The 19,132-nt window shown below is 72.0% G+C and carries 13 protein-coding genes and 1 pseudogene; 8 read left to right on the top strand and 6 right to left on the bottom strand.

The window, feature by feature from the left end:
• Positions 1-2: 2 nt before the first annotated feature.
• From Aph01nite_RS11860 to Aph01nite_RS11875, 4 genes are read right to left on the bottom strand one after another with little or no spacing between them, the layout of a single operon-like run.
• Positions 3-1,919, bottom strand: a complete 1,917-nt coding sequence (locus Aph01nite_RS11860; protein ID WP_204040868.1) for an ATP-binding protein — start codon at positions 1,917-1,919, stop codon at positions 3-5.
• A 5-nt stretch (positions 1,920-1,924) separates the two neighbouring features.
• The gene (locus Aph01nite_RS11865) at positions 1,925-3,520 is read right to left on the bottom strand and encodes an acyl-CoA carboxylase subunit beta (RefSeq protein ID WP_204040869.1); all 1,596 of its coding nucleotides are present in this window, start codon (positions 3,518-3,520) and stop codon (positions 1,925-1,927) included.
• Between the two features lie 60 nt (positions 3,521-3,580).
• Positions 3,581-5,068, bottom strand: coding sequence for a serine/threonine-protein kinase (locus tag Aph01nite_RS11870; protein WP_204040870.1), 1,488 nt, complete (start codon positions 5,066-5,068; stop codon positions 3,581-3,583).
• A 43-nt stretch (positions 5,069-5,111) separates the two neighbouring features.
• Entirely contained in the window at positions 5,112-6,464 is a 1,353-nt protein-coding gene (locus Aph01nite_RS11875; RefSeq protein ID WP_239161605.1) for an FAD-binding oxidoreductase, read from the bottom strand.
• Between the two features lie 124 nt (positions 6,465-6,588).
• Between Aph01nite_RS11875 and Aph01nite_RS11880 the strand changes: the two genes are divergently transcribed.
• The 7 genes from Aph01nite_RS11880 to Aph01nite_RS11910 all read left to right on the top strand — a co-directional run bounded on the left by Aph01nite_RS11880 (position 6,589) and on the right by Aph01nite_RS11910 (position 13,959).
• Entirely contained in the window at positions 6,589-6,822 is a 234-nt protein-coding gene (locus Aph01nite_RS11880; protein ID WP_204040871.1) for a hypothetical protein, read from the top strand.
• Positions 6,812-8,575 carry a fumarate reductase (quinol) flavoprotein subunit gene (gene frdA / locus Aph01nite_RS11885; protein WP_204040872.1) on the top strand — a complete coding sequence of 588 codons (1,764 nt, stop codon included), beginning with the start codon at positions 6,812-6,814 and terminating at the stop codon, positions 8,573-8,575. The genes Aph01nite_RS11880 and frdA overlap by 11 nt, the downstream gene beginning before the upstream one ends.
• Positions 8,572-9,282: a succinate dehydrogenase iron-sulfur subunit gene (gene sdhB, locus Aph01nite_RS11890; RefSeq protein WP_204040873.1), complete on the top strand. Its 711-nt coding sequence runs from the start codon at positions 8,572-8,574 to the stop codon at positions 9,280-9,282. The genes frdA and sdhB overlap by 4 nt, the downstream gene beginning before the upstream one ends.
• Positions 9,279-9,647 carry a succinate dehydrogenase/fumarate reductase transmembrane subunit gene (locus Aph01nite_RS11895; RefSeq protein ID WP_204040874.1) on the top strand — a complete coding sequence of 123 codons (369 nt, stop codon included), beginning with the start codon at positions 9,279-9,281 and terminating at the stop codon, positions 9,645-9,647. Before sdhB ends, Aph01nite_RS11895 begins: the two co-directional genes overlap by 4 nt.
• On the top strand, positions 9,644-9,985 hold the full coding sequence (gene frdD, locus Aph01nite_RS11900) for a fumarate reductase subunit FrdD (protein WP_204040875.1): 342 nt from the start codon (positions 9,644-9,646) through the stop codon (positions 9,983-9,985). The genes Aph01nite_RS11895 and frdD overlap by 4 nt, the downstream gene beginning before the upstream one ends.
• A 201-nt stretch (positions 9,986-10,186) precedes the next feature.
• Positions 10,187-13,012: an immune inhibitor A domain-containing protein gene (locus Aph01nite_RS11905; RefSeq protein WP_204040876.1), complete on the top strand. Its 2,826-nt coding sequence runs from the start codon at positions 10,187-10,189 to the stop codon at positions 13,010-13,012.
• Positions 13,013-13,029: 17 nt separating this feature from the next.
• Entirely contained in the window at positions 13,030-13,959 is a 930-nt protein-coding gene (locus Aph01nite_RS11910; RefSeq protein WP_204040877.1) for a diacylglycerol/lipid kinase family protein, read from the top strand.
• Positions 13,960-13,963: 4 nt separating this feature from the next.
• On the opposite strand, the gene Aph01nite_RS11915 is transcribed toward Aph01nite_RS11910, so the two are convergent.
• Together Aph01nite_RS11915 and Aph01nite_RS11920 are read right to left on the bottom strand one after the other, a co-directional pair.
• Entirely contained in the window at positions 13,964-14,191 is a 228-nt protein-coding gene (locus tag Aph01nite_RS11915) for a hypothetical protein (RefSeq protein ID WP_204040878.1), read from the bottom strand.
• Positions 14,188-16,992: a DEAD/DEAH box helicase gene (locus tag Aph01nite_RS11920; RefSeq protein ID WP_204040879.1), complete on the bottom strand. Its 2,805-nt coding sequence runs from the start codon at positions 16,990-16,992 to the stop codon at positions 14,188-14,190. Before Aph01nite_RS11920 ends, Aph01nite_RS11915 begins: the two co-directional genes overlap by 4 nt.
• Before the next feature lie 904 nt (positions 16,993-17,896).
• Here Aph01nite_RS11920 and Aph01nite_RS11925 point away from each other — a divergent pair.
• A pseudogene (locus Aph01nite_RS11925) lies at positions 17,897-19,132 on the top strand (hypothetical protein); the annotation flags it as partial.

Here is a 19,132-nt window from a genome sequence, read left to right on the forward strand (position 1 = left end):
CGCTACTCGCCCTTCTGGATGACCGCGAGCACGGTCCCGCCCTCGACGTGGTCGCCGGGGGCGACGTTCAGCTCCGCCACGACGCCCTCCGCGGGCGCGAGGATTCGATGTTCCATCTTCATGGCCTCCAGCACCACGACCGGCTGGCCCTGGCTCACCGGGTCGCCGGCCTTCACCTCCACCCGCAGCACCGTGCCCGGCATGGGGGCGGGCAGCGAGCCGGGAGCGGCCTTCCCGACGGGTTCCGGCAGCCGGTCCACGGGGGTGAGGCGGACCGGGCCGAGGGCGGAGTCGACGTAGGTCGCGCCGGGGTGGGCGGCCACCGCGAAGCTGTGCCGTACGCCCGAGACGTCCAGCACGACATGGCCGGGTTCCGCGCTGACCAGGGCGACGCCGGGGAGCGACTGGAGGCCGTCCCGGGTGAGGCGGTAGGTGATGGTCTGCTCGGCGTACTCGGTGCGCTGCGGCTTGGACGGGACGTTGCGCCAGCCGCTGGGCAGGCCGCCCAGGACTCCCCGGGCCTTGGCGGCGGCCCGGTTGGCGGCGGCCTTGGCCAGCGCGGCGGCCAGCGCGGACAGCCGCACGGCCTCGTCGCCGCCCAGCGGGCCGGTCACGTCGTGGCGCTCCAGGAAGCCGGTGTCGGTCGCGCCCGCCCGGAACTCGGGATGGCGGAGCACGTTGACCAGCAGGTCGCGGTTGGTGGCCGGGCCGTGGATCCGGGCCTTGGCCAGGGCGGTGGCCAGCCGGCGGGCGGCGGCCTCGCGGGTGGGGGCGTAGCTGATCAGCTTGGCCAGCATCGGGTCGTAGTGGGTGCCGATCTCCGAGCCGTCCCGCACGCCGGAGTCCAGGCGCAGGCCGCTCACGGTGAACTCCGAGTCCACGCCGGGGATCTCGAAGCGGTGCAGCACGCCGCTGCCCGGCCGCCAGTCGTGCGCCGGGTCCTCCGCGTACAGGCGGACCTCGATGGCGTGGCCGACCGGGCTCGGCGGCAGCCCCGGCAGGGCCGCGCCCTCGGCGATCTCGATCTGCAGCCGGACCAGGTCCACGCCGTAGACGGACTCGGTGACCGGGTGCTCCACCTGGAGGCGGGTGTTGGTCTCCAGGAAGTGGAAACTCCCGTCGGCGAGCAGGAACTCGACCGTGCCCGCGCCCACGTAGCCGATCGCCCTGGCCGCGTTGACCGCCGCCTCGGCCAGCTCCCTGCGCAGCTCCGGGGTGACGGCGGGGGAGGGCGCCTCCTCGACGACCTTCTGGTGCCGCCGCTGGATCGAGCACTCCCGCTCGCCCAGCGCCCAGACCGTGCCGTGGCCGTCGGCCAGGATCTGCACCTCGATGTGGCGCGCGTCCGGCAGCAGCCGCTCCACGAACACCTCGCCGTCGCCGAACGCGGCCGCCGCCTCCCGCCGCGCCGACTCCAGCGCCTCCGGCAGCTCGGCCGGGTCGCGCACGATCCGCATGCCGCGCCCGCCGCCGCCCGCCGACGCCTTCACGATGAAGGGCCCCGGCTCGCCCTCGGCGAACCCGGGCAGTACCGGCACGCCCGCCTCGGCCATCAGCTCCTTGGCCCCGATTTTGCTGCCCATCGCCGCGATCGCCTCCGGCGGCGGGCCGATCCAGGTCAGCCCGGCGTCCAGCACGGCCCGCGCGAACTCCGCGTTCTCCGACAGGAACCCGTACCCCGGATGTACGGCGTCCGCCCCGGAAACCCGCGCCGCCTCCACCACCAGGCCGATGTCCAGGTACGCCATCGGGGCGCCGTCGCCGAGCCGTACCGCGTGATCGGCCTCGGCCACGTGCGGCGCGGCGGCGTCCGCGTCGGTGAAGACCGCGACGGTCTCGATGCCCAGGTCCCGGCAGGTGCGGAACACCCGCCGCGCGATCTCGCCCCGATTGGCGACCAGGAGTCTCTGCACGGTCATATGGCTCACATCCGGAAGACGCCGAACCCGGCGGGCGCGGGCTCGGCGGCGTTGTTGATCGCGGAAAGGCACAGCCCCACCACGGTACGGGTGTCGCGCGGGTCGATCACCCCGTCGTCGTAGAGGCGGCCGGACAGGAAGAACGCCAGCGACTCCTCCTCGACCTGGGCCTCCACCATGGCGCGCATCGCGGTGTCCGCCTCCTCGTCGTACGCCTGGCCGCGCGCCTCGGCCGCCGCCCGGCCCACGATGGAGAGCACCCCGGCCAGCTGGGCCGGGCCCATCACGGCCGACTTCGCGCTGGGCCAGGCGAACAGGAACCGGGGGTCGTAGGCCCGGCCGCACATGCCGTAGTTGCCCGCGCCGTAGGAGGCGCCCAGCACGATCGTGATGTGCGGGACCGTCGAGTTGGCCACCGCGTTGATCATCATCGAGCCGTGCTTGATGATCCCGGAACGCTCGTAGTCCTTGCCGACCATGTAGCCGGTGGTGTTCTGCAGGAACAGCAGCGGGGTGCGGGACTGGTTGGCCAGCTGGATGAACTGCGCGGCCTTCTGCGCCTCCGGGCCGAACAGCACGCCCTGCGCGTTGGCCAGGATGCCGACCGGGTAGCCGTGCAGTCTGGCCCAGCCGGTGACGAGGCTCGGTCCGTACAGGGGTTTGAACTCGTCGAAGTCGCTGGCGTCCACGATCCGGGCGATCACCTCGCGCGGGTCGAACGGGACGCGCAGGTCCTCGGGGACGATGCCGAGCAGCTCGTCCTCGTCGAAGCGCGGGTCCTCGGCCGGCTCCGGGGCGCGGCCCAGCTTGCGCCAGCCCAGGCGGCGCACGATCTGGCGGCCGATGCGCAGCGCGTCGTGCTCGTCGGCGGCCAGGTAGTCGGCCAGGCCGGAGTCGCGGGCGTGCATCTCGGCGCCGCCGAGCGACTCGTCGTCGGACTCCTCGCCGGTGGCCATCTTGACCAGCGGCGGCCCGCCGAGGAACACCTTGGCGCGTTCCTTCACCATGACGACGTGGTCGCTCATGCCCGGCACGTACGCGCCGCCGGCCGTGGAGTTGCCGAAGACCAGCGCGATGGTGGGGATGCCCGCCGCCGACAGCCGGGTCAGGTCCCGGAACACCCGCCCGCCCGGGATGAAGATCTCCTTCTGGGTCGGCAGGTCGGCGCCGCCGGACTCGACCAGGTTGACCAGCGGCAGCCGGTTCTCCAGGGCGATGTCGGCCGCGCGCAGCGTCTTGCGCAGCGTCCACGGGTTGGACGCGCCGCCGCGCACGGTCGGATCGTTGGCGGTGATCACGCACTCCACGCCCTCGATCACGCCGATGCCGGTCACCACGCTCGCCCCGACCGGGAAGTCGCTGCCCCACGCGGCCAGCGGCGACAGCTCCAGGAACGGCGAGTCGGGGTCCACCAGGAGTTCGACGCGCTCCCTGGCCAGCAGTTTGCCGCGGGCCCTGTGCCGGTCCACGTACTTCTGGCCGCCGCCCGCGACCGCCTTGTCCTGCTCGGCCGTGAGCTCGGCCAGCTTCGCCAGCATGGCCGCCCGGCGAGCCTCGTAGTCGGCGCCGGACGTGTCCAGACGGCTGGTGATCACGCTCACGATCCCTCCCTTTCGCGACCTACATTGTGACGGGCGCCCAGAGTCTCGGCAGCCGGGGGCTCAGTAGCCTTCGGCGCCGCAGTGGGACCAGGCGCTCTTCCAGGTCTGCTGGCCGTACCCGCCGCCCCAGATCAGGCAGGCGCCGGACGCGGGCTGCTTGACCGGCCCCGCGTGGGTCATGTGCCTGCGCCAGTCGCGCGTGATCGCGCCGCCCTGGACCTGGAGGATGGCGCCCATCCTGACCTTGCCCGGCATCACGTACGTGGACAGGGTCACCACGCAGGCCCGCCCGTTCGAGGCGTTGATCATCAGGTACGTCGTCGCCTTCCCGTTCCAGCCATGGGTGTCGGCGATCGTGAACCCCGCCCCGCAGAGCCCGCGCGGTTTGCGGGGGTTGGGGACCGGATCGGGCTTCAGCGTCGGCGACGGGCTGGGCGAAGGACTGGGGGAGGGCGAGGGAGAGGGGCTCGGGGACGCCGGCGGTTCGCTCGGGATCGGCTGCTTCACCGGCACGACCGTGCTGCGCGTGGGCGCGGGCTCCACCCGCGCCGACCGGGTGGCCGACGGGCGCCGCTGCGGAGAGACCTGCGGCTGCGCGGCCGGCGGCGCGGCGACCGGCGTTTGCGCGGGCCTGTCGAAGGGGCGGATCACGGCCACTGTCCCCGCGGTCACCGCGAGGGCCGCCACGGCCAGCGCCGCCGCGACCACCCGCCCGCGGGCGCGCGGCTTCTCCGGCTCCACGGGACTCAGGTCGATGGGGGGCCCGCCGGTCAGGTGCGCCACGATCGCCTCGGCCGAGGGCCGCAGCGCCGGCTCCTTGGCCAGGCAGACCTTGATCAGGTCGCGTAACGGCCCGGACAGCTCGCCCAGGTCCGGCGGGCTGGTCAGGATGCGGTGCATGACCTGCGGGATCGAGTCGGCCCCGAACGCGGGCCTGCCGGTCGCCGCGAAGACCATCGTGACGCCCCACGCGAACACGTCCGAGGCGCCGGTGGCCACCCCCGTGCTCATCAGCTCGGGGGCCAGGAAGGACGGCGTGCCCATGGTCGTCCCGGTCCCCGTGGTCTGCGGGGAGTCCAGGGCCTTGGCCACCCCGAAGTCGATCACGACGGGCCCCTCGGGGCCCATCAGCACGTTGGCCGGCTTGAAGTCCCGGTGGGTGATGCCCGCCCGGTGGATGGCCGCCAGGGCGGTGGCCGTGCTGATCGCCAGCCGGTCCAGCGCCGCGCCCCGGCGCGGGCCCTCCTCCTCCACGAGTTCGCGCAGCGACTTGCCGGGCACGTACTCGCTCACGATGTACGGCTGGTTGCCGGCCAGGTCGGCGTACAGGACGGGGGCGGTGCAGAACCGGGCCACCCGCTGGGCCAGCGCCACCTCGTGCAGGAACCGGGCGCGGGCCTCGGCGTCGGCGGTCAGCCGGGTGTGCAGCAGCTTGACCGCGACCTGCTCGCCGGACGGGCCCTCGCCGAGGAAGACGAGCCCCTGACCGCCCTCGCCCAGCCGCCGGACGATCGCGAACGGCCCCAGCCGCGTCGGATCGCCTTCCACCACAACCCCCGAAATTTCATGACCAGAGTGGCAGAACGCTACCTTAGATGGCTTTGCCCGGGTTGAGGATGTTGAGCGGATCGAACACCTCTTTGATCCGGTGCTGAAGATCGGCGGCCACCGGCCCGGCCTCCAGCGCCAGCCAGCGGCGTTTCAGCAGGCCCACGCCGTGCTCCCCGGTGAGCGTGCCGCCCAGCCGCAGCGCCGCTCGGAACACCTCGTCGGCCGCCGCCCACACCTGCTCGGGCGGCTCGGCCAGGCCCCGGTCGAAGATGAAGACTGGGTGCACGTTGCCGTCCCCCGCGTGCGCGACCGTGCAGATCAGCACGTCGTGCCGGGCCCCCGCCGCCTCCACCGCCGAGATCATCTCCGGCAGGGCGGACCTGGGCACGCACACGTCCTCCACCAGGCAGGCGCCCAGCCGTTCCTTCGCCTCGTAGGCCAGCCGCCGTACGGCGATCAACTCCTCGGCCTCCTGCGGGGTGCTGGAGACGGCGGCGAAGGTCGCGCCGTTCGCCTCGCACAGTTCGCCCATCCGGGCGATCGCGGCCGCCGAGTCGGGGGCGTCGGACTGGCCGATCAGCATGGCCTGGGTCTCCGCCTCCAGGCCGATGTTCTTCCAGTCGTCGATGGCCTTCAGGGTGGCCCGGTCGATGAGTTCGAGCATGGACGGCTGGCAGCCGCCGGCGATGATCGCGGCCACCGCGGCGGCGGCGTCCCGCAGCGAGGTGAACTCGGCGGCGATCGTGGCGGGCGGTTCGGCGGGGGCGCGGCGCAGCTTCACGGTGGCCTCGGTGATCACGCCCAGGGTGCCCTCCGAGCCGACGAACAGGCCGGTCAGGTCGTAGCCGGTGACGCCCTTCATGGTGCGGCGGCCGGTGTTCAGGACGCGGCCGTCGGCCAGCACGACCTCCAGGCCGAGGGCGGAGTCGCGGGTGACGCCGTACTTGACGCAGCGCAGGCCGCCGGCGTTGGTGGCCAGGTTGCCGCCGATGGTGGAAATTTCATAGGAGGAGGGGTCAGGGGCGTACATGAGGCCGTGGGCGCGGGCGGCCCGGTCCAGGTCGGCGGTGATCACACCCGGCTGCACGACCGCGATCTCGTCCTCCGGGGAGAGCTCGACGATGTCGGTCATCCGGTGCAGCGACAGGATCAGGCAGCCCTCGGTGGCCGTGGCCGCGCCCGCCAGGCCCGTCCCCGCGCCGCGCGGCACCACCGGCACCCGATGGGCGCTGGCCCACTTCAGCGTGGTGACGACCTCCTCGCGGGAGCGCGCGAGCACGGCGCCGACGGCCTGGCCGGGACCGAGGAAGGTCCGGTCGCGGGCGTAGGAGTCGATCACGTCAGGGTCGGTGACGACCCGGCCTTCCGGGAGCGCGCTGATGAGGTCTTTCACAGTTCGGACCCTATGGCCGCCGCGCGGGTGCTTGTGAACACCCCGAAAGGATGTTCTGGCCTTTCCGAAGGGACACAGCGGTGCTTGTGTGGAAATCACCCTTGATCTCGGAAGGAGGGCGAAGATGACCGGAACGCGGACGACCTTCACCGACTTACTCGCGCCCTGCGGACGGAAGGGCGGTGGTGAACACTTCGTCGAAGAGGACGGCGACGGGTTCCTGATCCGGGACGACTACTTCGACTGCGGCTGCCGCCGGATGCGCCACGAGTACCACGACGGCAGCATCCACGTGCACACCACCCGTCACGACGGGCGCCGGGTGGTCGACGAGTTCGGCCCGGACCATGGCTGCTGAGGGCACGGCGGGGGACGCCGCGGTCGACGTCCTGATCGTGGGCGGCGGCGCCGCCGGTCTGCGCGCGGCCATCGCGGTCGCCGAGACCGAGCCGGACGCCACGGTGGCCATCGTCTCCAAGGTCTACCCGATGCGCAGCCACACCGTGAGCGCCGAAGGAGGCGCCGCCGCCGTGATCGGCCTGGCCGACAGCCTCGACGAGCACGCGTACGACACCATCTCCGGCGGGGACTGGCTCTGCGACCAGGACGCCGTGGAGGCGTTCGTCCGGGAGGCCCCCCGCGAGCTGATCCGCCTCGAACACTGGGGCTGCCCGTGGAGCAGGGAGCCGGACGGCCGGGTCGCGGTCCGGCCGTTCGGCGGGATGAAGCAGCTGCGCACCTGGTACGCGGCCGACAAGACCGGCTTCCACCTGCTGCACACCCTCTTCCAGACCAGCCTCAAGTACGCCGGGATCAAGCGCTACGACGAGTGGTACGCCACCCGCCTGGTCACCGACGGCGGCCGGGTGCACGGCGTCACCGCCATCGACATCAGGACCGGCCGGATCGAGACCATCGCCTGCCGCGCGGTCATCCTGGCCACCGGCGGCTGCGGCCAGGTCTTCCCCTTCACCACCAACGCGGCCATCAAGACCGGCGACGGCATGGCGCTGGCCTACCGGGCCGGGGCCCCGCTCAAGGACATGGAGTTCGTCCAGTACCACCCCACCGGCCTCCCCTTCACCGGCATCCTCATCACCGAGGCGGCCCGCGCCGAGGGCGGCTGGCTGATCAACAAGGACGGCTACCGCTACCTCCAGGACTACGACCTCGGCGTGCCCACCGACAAGCCCAAGCTCCGCAGCATGGAGCTCGGGCCCCGGGACCGGCTCTCCCAGGCGTTCGTCGGCGAGATGGCCCGCGGGCGCACCGTCGACACCCCGTACGGGCAGGTCACCTACCTCGACCTGCGCCACCTCGGGGAGGCCAGGATCAACGCGCGGATCCCGTTCGTCCGGGAGCTGTGCCTCAGCTACGAGAAGATCGACCCGGTCACCGACCTGATCCCGGTACGGCCGGTGGTCCACTACATGATGGGCGGGGTCCACACCGGCATCGACGGCGACACCCCGGTCCAGGGCCTGTACGCGGCCGGGGAGACCGCCTGCGTCAGCATCAACGGAGCCAACCGGCTGGGATCCAACTCGCTGCCCGAGTGCCTGGTGTTCGGGGCGCGGGCTGGGGCGGCGGCGGCGCGGTACGCCGTACAGGCGGAACGGCCGGACGGCGGCGCGGTGCGGTCGCAGGGCGCGGACGAGCGGCGGCGGCTGGAACGGGAGCGGGCCGGCCGGGACGGCGGCCGGGAGCGGATCTCCGAGGTGCGCGAGCTGATGCGGCGCACGCTGGAGGACGCGGCCGGCATCTACCGCAACAGGGACGCCCTGGACAAGGCCGTCGCGACCCTCGCCGACCTGCGGGAGCGGGCGGCGGTGGCGCGCCTGGACGACCGCAGCGCGGCCTTCAACACCGAACTGCTGGCCGGCCTGGAACTGGGCTCCATGCTGGACGTGGCCGAGGCCATCGTGGCCTCCGCGCTCAACCGGGAGGAGTCGCGCGGCGCCCACCAGCGCACCGACTTCCCGGCCCGCGACGACGCCGCCTTCCTCGCGCACACCCTGGCCCATCGCGGCCCCGACGGGACACCGCGGCTCAGCCTGCTGCCCGTCACCATCACCCGCTGGCCCCCTGGTGAAAGGGTCTACGGCCGATGATCCTCCGAGTCAGCCGCTACCGGCCGGGCGTGGACGCCGAGCCGGTCTTCCAGGAGTACGAGGTGCCCGACCGGGCCGACTGGGCGATCCTGGACGCCCTCAACCACGTCAAGGACGCCGTCGACGGCACGCTGTCGTTCCGCTGGTCGTGCCGGATGGGCATCTGCGGCTCGTGCGGCATGAACGTGAACGGCGAGCCCAAACTGACCTGCGGGACCTTCCTGACGGACTACACCGGCCCGGTGACGGTGGAGCCGCTGCGCGGCTTCCCGGTGATCAGGGACCTGGTGGTGGACATCGACCCGTTCCTGGCCAACCTCTCCAAGGTCAGCCCGTGGCTGATCAGGGAGGGGGAGGAGCCCGACTCCGAGTACGCGCAGACGCCCGAGCAGCTGGAGGCGTACAAGCAGTACTCGATGTGCATCAACTGCATGCTGTGCTACTCGGCGTGCCCGGTGTACGTGCTGGACCCCGACTTCCTCGGGCCGGCCGCGATCGCGCTGGCGCAGCGCTACAACCTGGACTCGCGGGACATGGGGGACCGGTTCGACGTGCTCTCCGCCGAGGAGGGCGTGTGGGGGTGCACCTTCGTCGGCGAGTGCACCTCGGCCTGCCCCAAGCACGTGGACCCGGCCGAGGCCATCCAGCGGTACAAGCTGACGGCCGCGCTGCGCAGCGTGCTGCCGTTCACCAGGAGGCGGCCGTGACCTACTCCCCGCCGCGCGACCGGCTCTGGTTCCTGCGCCGCCGCGCCTACCTGGTGTTCGTGCTGCGCGAGCTGACCAGCCTCTTCGTGGCCTGGTCGGTGGTCTACCTGATCCTGCTCCTGGACGCCGCCGCCGGCGGCGCGCTGCCCGCGTTCTGGGCCTGGGCGGCCGGCCCGTGGGTGCTGGCGGTGAACGTGCTCGCGCTGGGGGCGACCGTCTTCCACTCGGTCACCTTCCTCAACCTCGCGCCCAAGGCGACCGTGATCCGACTGGACGGGTGGCGGGTGCCCGGCTTCATGATCTCCGGCGGGAACTACTCGGCCTGGCTGGCGGTCTCGGTGCTCATCCTGTGGGTGCTGTCGTGAGCCCGCTGCGGCGGCGGGCGGAGCCGTACCTGTGGCTGCTGTTCGGGGGCGGCGGGGTGGTGTCGGCGATGACGCTGCCGGCGCTGGTCCTGATCCTCGGCGTGCTGGTCCCGCTCGGGGTGCTGGCAGAGCCGGATCTGACCGCGCTGCTGTCAAACGTCCTGGTACGGCTGGCCCTGGTGGCCCTGGTCCTGCTGGCGCTCTTCCACGCCGCGCACCGGATCAGGTTCACCACCGAGGAACTCCTGGGACTCGCACGCTGGGACCGGCTCATCGCGCTCACCTGCTACGGCCTGGCCCTGGCCGGGACCGCCGTCACCGTCTGGATTCTGTTCTGACACAAAAAGTGACAAATTCAGATCGATTACGGTTTAGCAACATCCGTCCCTGACTTTACCTTTCCATTACTTGTTCATCTAACGTCCGGCTTGCGGTGTATCACGGGGTGTTTGGGAGACCCGTGACACCCGTGGCGCGCGACATCCCCCTGCGCGTCGTCCGGATGTCGCCCGGTAACCCCGGGCAGGGAGGGACATAGATTGTTAGTCAGAGCATCCTCAGGACGGGCGCGGCGACTGGCCGCCATCGTGCCCGCCCTCGGTCTCGCGGCAGCGGGACTCACGGCCATCCCCGGGGCGGCAGTCACCGCCGCCGCGGCCGACACCACGGTGGCGAACTACATCCCGTCCGCCGCCGACTACTACATCAACTACGCGTCCCCCATGGTCCAGGGAGACGTCTCCACCCGGGATGAGGAGCGCGTCACCGCCGGTTCGCAGAACCGGTCCGGGCGTTCGGTCCAGGAGACCACGGCCTCCTTCGACCGCAAGTACTCGGGCGGAAACCCGGTCGCCGGGCGCCGGCTGGCCGAGAACGAGCGGCGCGCCATCCGCACCGGCAAGAACCCGTTCGAGTTCATCTTCAAGAAGGCGGGCACCAAGCAGACCGCGAAGCTGCTGACCCTGCTGGTGGAGTTCAACGAGAACGCCAACGACGACTTCTCCGGCTTCAGCCGCCAGGAGTCCACGGCCACCCCGAACACCTGCGTGGTCGAGCCGGCCGGGACCAAGATCAACGGCCCGCTGCACAACAAGATCCCGAACCCGGCGACCCTTCCCGGTCCCGGCAAGGACAACAACTCGATGTGGGTGCCGGACTTCAGCGCCGACCACTTCAACAAGATGCTCTACTCCGACAAGGGGATCACCACCCGGGTCCGTACGGACCTGAAGGACCCCCGCGACGGCAAGAAGGGCATCGACATCTCCGGCTTCACCATGAAGAAGATGTACGAGGAGATGTCCAAGGGCGCCTACACCGTCACCGGCTCGGCCGTGGGCTGGCTGAAGGTCCCCCACTCCGAGGGCTGGTACGGCGCGGCCGAGTGCATCCCCGGCGCCAACAACGCCCCGCAGAACATGAACGGCCACCCGGACAACCCGGCCGGCCCCGCCCAGCTCGGCGTCGACGCGGTCAACGTGCTGGCCGCCCAGCAGCCGAACTTCCCGTGGGCCGACTACGACGTCGAGGACGTCAGCGACGCCGACGGCGACGGCAACCTGCTGGAGCCGGACGGCGTGATCGACCACCTCGTGCTGGTGCACGCCGGTGAGGACAAGTCCGGCGGCGGCGGCGCGGAGAACACCTACGCCATCTGGGCGCACTCCGCCACCATCCCCGGCGGGTACACCATCCCCGGCACCACCAAGCGCATCTCCAACTACATCGTGCAGCCCGAGGACTCCGGCGTCGGCGTCTTCGCCCACGAGTACGGCCACGACCTCGGCCTGCCCGACCTGTACGACTCCGTCGGCGGCGGCGACACCAGCGTCGAGTTCTGGGACCTGATGTCCACCGGTTCGCACTCCGGCCCCATCTTCCAGTCCATGCCCGCCCACATGGGCATCTGGGACAAGTGGGTGCTCGGCTGGGTGAACCCGAAGACGATGAACCCGGGTGACGGCACCAAGCTGGTCACCGTCGGCCAGGCCTCGCGCACGCCCAAGCTGACCGAGGACGGCGTCCGCATCAACCTGCCGGACAAGACGGTCGTCATGACCACCCCGCACAGCGGCGCCAACGCGTGGTGGACCGGCAGCGACCAGAACTGGGCCGACGTGCGGCTGACCCGCACGGTCCAGGTCCCGGCCGGCTCCGACGTGAAGTTCTGGATGTGGAACGACTACGTCATCGAGGAGGACTGGGACTTCGGCTTCGTCGAGGTCTCCACCGACGGCGGCACCACCTGGTCCGAGCAGAAGGTCTTCACCGAGGGCGGCGCGCTCGTCTCCACCGACGACGGCTACCCGGACCCGAACAACCGCATGCAGGACTTCGGCGGCAAGAAGTACGGCCTGACCGGCCACACCGACGCCTGGCGGCACGACTACATCGACCTCGCGCCGTTCGCCGGCCAGACCATCCAGGTCCGGCTCCGGTACGCGACCGACGAGGCGTTCACGGAGCGCGGCTGGTTCGCCGACGACTTCTCGGTCACCAACGGTGGCGCGACCGTGTGGAGCGACGACGTGGAGGCCGGCGCCAACGGCTGGACCCCCACCGTCACCACCTTCACCGACACCCGCGGCACCGGCTGGACGCGGCACGGCGGAACGCTCAGCAGCGAGCTGTTCTACCTGGCCGAGTGGCGCAACCTGGACGGCTTCGACCAGGGCCTGGCGTACACCTACGACACCAACTACCAGCGCAACGGCGTCTGGAACGTGGAGAAGGTCAAGTACAACGCGCCCGGCCTGCTGGTCTGGCTGCGGGACGCGGCCTTCAGCAGCAACAGCCCGGTGTCGAACGCGTTCGCGCCGCCGTCCATCGGCGCCAAGGGCGAGATGCTGCTGGTCGACTCGCACTTCGAGCCGCTGCGCCGCTCCGGCACCGCGGCCGCGAAGGACCCGAGCGTCCTGAAGAACATCCCGATGCGTCCGCAGGCGTCCAACGCGGCCTTCGGGTTCGACAAGACGTACCCGATCAAGGAATGCCTTGAGGCGGCGGGCGAGCCGTTCAGCATGTACTGCACCTCGTTCCCGGCCCAGAGCCCGGTCAAGGAGTTCACCGACGCCAAGACCTGGTACCCGGGCCTGGAGTTCCGCGACCCCGAGGGCCTGTTCTTCCGCAGCCGCGACGCCTCGGCGGTCGTGCCCTCGCGGGACAACCAGCTCTACACCGCGCGCATCGTGCACGCGGACGGCAGCCCCGCCACGGAGCTGTACGGCGAGAACGTGAACGGCTTCATCCTCGGCACCGGCAACCCCGGCGACGAGGGCAAGCAGCTGGGCGCGAAGATCAAGCTGATCAGCCCGCTGCCGCTCAACCTGGGCGTCATCCTCCAGGTGACGGCGGCGACGAAGTAACGCACTAGCATGTGATCATGCGGAGCAAGGCAGACCATACGGCGGCCGTCCGGGAACACCGGAGGGCCGCCGTAGTGGTCAACACCAAGTCCCGGCGCGGGCGCAGGCACTACGACGAGGTGCTGCGCCTCATCCGGGCCGCCGGCTTCGCGCCGCTCGGGGAGTTCCCCGTGGACGAGCCGAAGCGCCTGCGGGCCACCCTCGACCAGGCCCTCGGCCTCGGCCCCGACCTGCTCATCGTGGGCGGCGGCGACGGCACCCTGAGCGCCTCGGTCAAGCACCTGATGCACCGGGACGTGGCCCTGGGCGTGCTGCCGCTGGGCACCACCAACAACTTCGCCCGCAGCCTCGGCCTCCCGCTGACCCGTAGCGGCGCGGTCCGGATCTTCACCGAGGGCAAGGTGGCCGACGTCGACCTGGGCCTGTGCGGCGACCGGCCGTTCGCCAACCTGGCCAGCTTCGGCGTCTCGGTCGAGGTGGCGAACACGGTCAAACCCTGGCTGAAACGGGTGCTCGGGCGGGCCGCGTACCCGCTCACCGCGCTGACCATCCTGCCCGGCCACCATCCCTTCCGGGCGTACGTGACGGTGGACGGCAAACGCCACGAGCTGCTCACCCACCAGCTCAACATCGCCAACGGCCGCTTCCACGGCGGCTGGCAGATCGCCAGGGACATCAGCATCGACAACCGGCGGCTCGTCGCCTACCAGCTGGGCTCGGGCAAACGGCTGCGGCTGCTGCTGGAGACCATGAACCGGGCCACCACCGGCAAGTGGCGCAGCCTGGCCGGCGGTCCCTTCGTGATCGGCCGCGAGATGCTGATCGAGACCGACCCCCCGATGGCCGCCGACATCGACGGCGAGGTACGGCTCCGCACCCCGCTCACCCTCACCACCATCCCGAACGGCGTCCGCGTGATGGTCGGGCAGGACTTCGTCGACACCTGAGCCGTCATTCGTCCAGCGCGGCCAGCCGCCGGTAGGCCGGGCGGAGCAGGTCCAGGACCGGGATGTGCCTGATCTTGATGGGTGGCGGTTCCAGCGCGCGCAGCAGCAGGTCGGCCGGGGTGGGCGGCGACGGCGGCGCCTTCAGCCGCGCCAGCGAGACCGAGGGCGCGTAGAAGTCGTCCAGCCGGTCCGCGAACGGCACATCGGTGACATCCAGCTCGTCGTCGATCATCGCACCGCCTCCGGGCCGAGCCGGAACAGGTCGCGCAGCTGGTCGGCCGACAGGTCCGCCAGCCAGTCCTCGCCCGTGCCGACCACGCTGTCGGCCAGGGCCAGCTTGCGTTCGATCATCTCGTCCACCCGCTCCTCCAGCGTGCCCACACAGATGAACTTCCTGACCTGCACGTTCCTCGTCTGGCCGATCCGGAACGCCCGGTCGGTGGCCTGGTTCTCCACGGCCGGGTTCCACCACCGGTCCACGTGGATGACGTGGTTGGCGGCGGTCAGGTTGAGGCCGGTCCCGGCCGCCCGCAGCGACAGCAGGAAGATCATCGGCTCGTCGTCGCCCTGGAAGCGGTCCACCAGCTCGTCCCGCCGCCGTTTGCTCAGCCCGCCGTGCAGCCACAGCACCGGCCGGTCCAGCCGCGCCTCCAGGTACGGCTGGAGCATGGTCCCGAACTCCGCGTACTGCGTGAAGACCAGCGCCTTGTCGCCCTCTTCGACGATCTCCTCGGCCAGCTCCTCCAGCCGGGCCAGCTTGCCGGAGCGGCCGTCCAGCCGGGAGCCGTCCTTGAGCAGGTGCGCCGGATGGTTGCAGACCTGCTTCAGCCGGGTCATCGCGGCCAGCACGTTGCCGCGCCGCTCGATGCCGTCGCTGCCCTCGATCCGGCCCATCATCTCCGCCACCACGGCCTGGTAGAGGCGGGCCTGCTCGGGGGTGAGCGTGCACCAGACCTTCATCTCCTGCTTGTCCGGCAGGTCGGAGATGATCGTCTTGTCGGTCTTGAGGCGGCGCAGCACGAACGGCCCGGTGGCTCGGCGCAGGGCGCTCATCGCGTTCTCGTCCCGGCGGGTCTCGATCGGCTCCTGGTAGCGGTACCGGAACGCCCGCGCCGGGCCGAGCAGGCCGGGGTTGCAGAACTCCATGATCGACCAGAGCTCGGCCAGGTGGTTCTCCACCGGGGTGCCGGTCAGCGCCAGCTTGGTCCTGGCCCGGATCTGGCGGACCGCCTGGGCCTGCCGGGCCGCGCTGTTCTTGATCGCCTGGGCCTCGTCGCAGACCACCCGCTCCCAGCCCTGCCGGGCCAGCGCGCCCAGGTCCCGCAGGGCGGTGCCGTAGGTGGTGACGACCAGGTCGGCCGCCGCGACGGCCGAGGCCAGGTCCTCGTCGCGGTGGCGGGAGGCGCCGTGATGGATGTAGAGGCGCAGGCTGGGCGCGAACCTGGCGGCCTCCTTCTGCCAGTTGTTGATCAGCGACATCGGGCAGACCAGCAGAGTCGCGGGCGGCCTCGCGCCGTCCTCCCGCTCGGCCAGCAGCAGCGAGAGCGTCGTGATCGTCTTGCCCAGGCCCATGTCGTCGGCGAGGATGCCGCCGAGACCGAGCCCCGACAGGAAGGCCAGCCAGGCCAGGCCGCGCTCCTGGTACGGGCGGAGCGCGCCGTCCAGGGTGGGGGGGGTGGGGACGGGGCGCAGCCGGCGTTCGGTCTCGCCGGAGAGCAGGTCGCCGAGCAGGCCGTCGGCGTCCACCTCCACCAGCGGCAGCTCCTCCGCGCCGCCGAGCACCACCTCGCGGATGACGTCGCCCACGGTCCGCTCGGTCACCCGGCGGTCCTCGACGGCGCGCAGGGCGGCCTTCAGCTGGCGGTCGTCCAGCTCCACCCACGAGCCGCGGACGCGGACCAGCGGGACCTTGAGGCGGGCCAGTTCGGCCAGTTCGGCCTCGCCGATCACCTGGTCGCCGACGGCGAGGTCCATCCGGAAGTCGACCGTCTCGCGCAGGCCCATGTTGGGGGGTCCGGGGCGGGAGCGGGTGGTCATCTTGAGGCCCAGGCGGGTTCTGCCGACCCACGGGGGGAGGCGCACGCCGTACCCGGCGGCTTCGAGCAGGGGGGCGGAGTGGCGGAGGAACGCGAACGCGCCCCGGGTGTCCACGCGCATCCCGGTGGGGCGCGGCTCGCGCAGGGCCCGGTCCAGGTCGGGGTAGAGGCGGACCGCCCGGTTCAGCCCGGCGCGCAGCACACGCTCCGGGTCGGGGGCGCCGGGGAAGTCCGCGCCCGCCCAGACCCGGGAGGCCGGGACGCGCACATCCGGCTCCTCGGCGGAGCACAGGCCGAACTCCACCCGCCAGTCGCCGTCCCCGACCGGCTCGACCAGGCGGAACTCCACCCTGACCGGGCCGCCGAGCCCGCGCGCCGCCGCGAACCACGCGGTCAGCGCCGCCGTCAGCGCCGCGGCCTCGTCCGGTTCCACCTCGTCCAGCCGCGGGTCCGCGTCGGTCAGCGCCAGCAGCCAGCGATCCGCCAGCGCGGCCTTCCGCCCCGGCCGGTACGCCCCGATGAGCCGCTCCGGGAAGCCCCGCCGCGCCGCCGCGTCCACCAGCTCCGTCAGCGCCCCCAGCAGAACCTTGCCCGACCGCCCCTCCTCCTGCCCGGCACCCTCCTGTACGGCCCTGCACACCGGCGGCATCGCCACCGCCAGCTCCCGGAACCGCCGGGCATCCGCCCCCGTCAGCACCGGCCGCCAGCGCGCCTCGTCCCCGGCCAGCCACGGCAGGATGCGCCCCCGCCGGACCAGATCCCGCGCGAACTCCCCAACGATCCCGAAATACCGCACCGAAGGCCCAGGAATCGCATCAAACTCCTCCGGCGTGTACGGCAACAACGGCACCCGCCACCGCGCCAACCGAGGGTTCTTGACCACCTCATCGGTCCCCAGCTCGGGCGAGGGCACCGGCCCACGCCCCGAACTGGGCAGCACCAGCACGGCGACCGGCTGTCCGGCGGACCCGGCCCCGGATCGGGTGGTCGTGCGCATGCCCGGCTGAACGCTTCGACCGCCCGCCTGAGCGCTTTCTTCGAGACGTCGGCCGCCCGGCTGGGCGATCCGCGAACTGCCCGATGGAGCGCTCGTCTGGGCGTCCGTCTGAACGGTTGCCGTTCGAGCGGGATCCGCGGCCCTGGGCTTCGCGGTCCCGAGGGTCGGGGCCCTGGAAGTTGCGGGCCTGCTGTTCGCTGTGGCCGGGAGCGTCGGCATGGCCCAGATGGGCAGCGCGAACGGGTGATCGCGGACCTCGGAGCGCGAGCGGGACGTCAGGGGCAGCGTGCTGTCCTCGGCCCACAGCGCGAGCCGGCTTCCCGCCCAGATCGCGTGCAGCACCCTCGTCCCCACGCCGTTCAAGCTAGCAGCGCCGACGGAGTGCGAAACCTCCCCACCCCGTCGGACCCGGCGGCACGGGATCAGCGTGCGGAACCTCCCACCCCCCGGTAGCTGGGGGCGTGCGGGACCGCCCACCCCGCCGAAACCGGCGGCGCGGCCGAGGTGCGGAACCTCTCCACCCCGTCGGAGTCGGCGCTGCGGGTCCGATGTGCGGAACCTCCGCCCTCTGGGAGCTGGCGGCGCGGGATCGGCGTGCGGAACCTCCACCCCCTGGGAGCTGGGGGCGTGCGGGACCTTCCGCCCCGCCGGAACCGGTGGCGCGGCCGAGGTGCGGAACCTCTCCACCCCGTCGGAGTCGGCGCTGCGGGTCCGATGTGCGGAACCTCCGCCCTCTGGGAGCTGGCGGCGTGTGGGACCTTCCGCCCCGCCGGAACCGGTGGCGCGGCCGAGGTTTGGAACCTCCCACCCCGTCTCGGTCGTTTGACCGGGTAACCCCCCCGTTAGCAGTTCGTGGCCAGATCGTCTGGCGGGTTGTGGCCGGCTATTGAAAGGATCCGTGCCCGTGATCCGGTTCTCCCTGGTGCCGATGTCGCTGCGACGGCGGTACACGATTGAGGCGTTGCTCGCGCAGGATGACGAGAGCGACCTCTACCTCGCCCGGCCGAGGAACGGCGAGACGGCGCAGGTCACGGTCCGGGTGTACCAGCCGGGGCGCTGGCTGGACGAAGGGCTCCTCGACCGGCTGGTCGGCCATCCGGTGGCCGGGCTCGTGGCGTACGGGCGGGCGGGATCGGGGGATGGCGACCTGCCGTGGCTGGTTCAGAGCCACCTGGCCACCGACTCGCTGCGCGGGCTGATGACCGGCGAGCCGTGGAACGAGGAGCGCGCCAAGGAGGCCGTCGCGGCCGTGGCCGCGCTGATCGCGGAATGGCGGGCCGCCACCGGACTCGACCTGGGCGACTTCCGCGCCGAGGACCTGACCGTGACCGGCCTGGAACCGCTCACGCTCCGGCTCGGCCTGATCCCGCGCCCGGACAGGTACGGCTGGTCCCAGCCCCCGCCCCCCGAGAGCGCCGCCGGAGCCGGGGACGCCTGGTGGGCGCTGGGCGTGCTCGTGCACGAGCTACTGACCGGGCGTCCGCCCCGGTTCGAACCGGGCGAACCCGCCGTGGAACTCGACGGCGCGGCCTTGGGGGAGGCCGGGCTCGGCCGCTGGCAGCACCTGCTCGCGGGCCTGCTCACCGTGGACCCGGCCGCCCGCTGGACCGGCCGTCAGGTGGCCGTCTGGCTGGCCGGCGGCACCCCGGCCGTCACCCCCGACCGCGTGCCCGGACCCCTCGTCTTCGAAGGCCGCGAGCACCGCACCCTGATCTCCCTGGTCACCCACATGACCGCGCACCCCGCCGACACCGAACGCTGGTGGCTCAACGGCGGCGACGTGCTCCTCACCAACTGGCTCGACCTGGAGGTCCACGACCAGACCCTCGACCGGGCCCTGCTGGAAGCGCCCCCGCCCCTGGTCCTGACCGGCCTCGCCGCCGCCGTCATCCCGGGCCACCGCCCCCGCTACCGCGGCTTCGCCGTGGACGCCGCCGGCCTCACCGAACTGGCCGAGGGCGACTCCACCGGCCACCTCGTCCTCGCCGAGGCGGTCTCCTCCGGAGCCCTCGTCCACGCCGCCCACCACCACTGCCACCACCGCCGCTGCTACCCCGCCGCCCCGGAACCCGCCCCGGACGGCGGTTCCGGCGCTGAGGCCGCCAGATCCGGCCATGGTCCCGGCAGATCCAAGGTCGAG

Origin of the sequence: Acrocarpospora phusangensis, from assembly GCF_016862995.1 — a bacterium.
In the GTDB taxonomy this organism is placed as follows: Bacteria; Actinomycetota; Actinomycetes; order Streptosporangiales; family Streptosporangiaceae; genus Acrocarpospora; species Acrocarpospora phusangensis.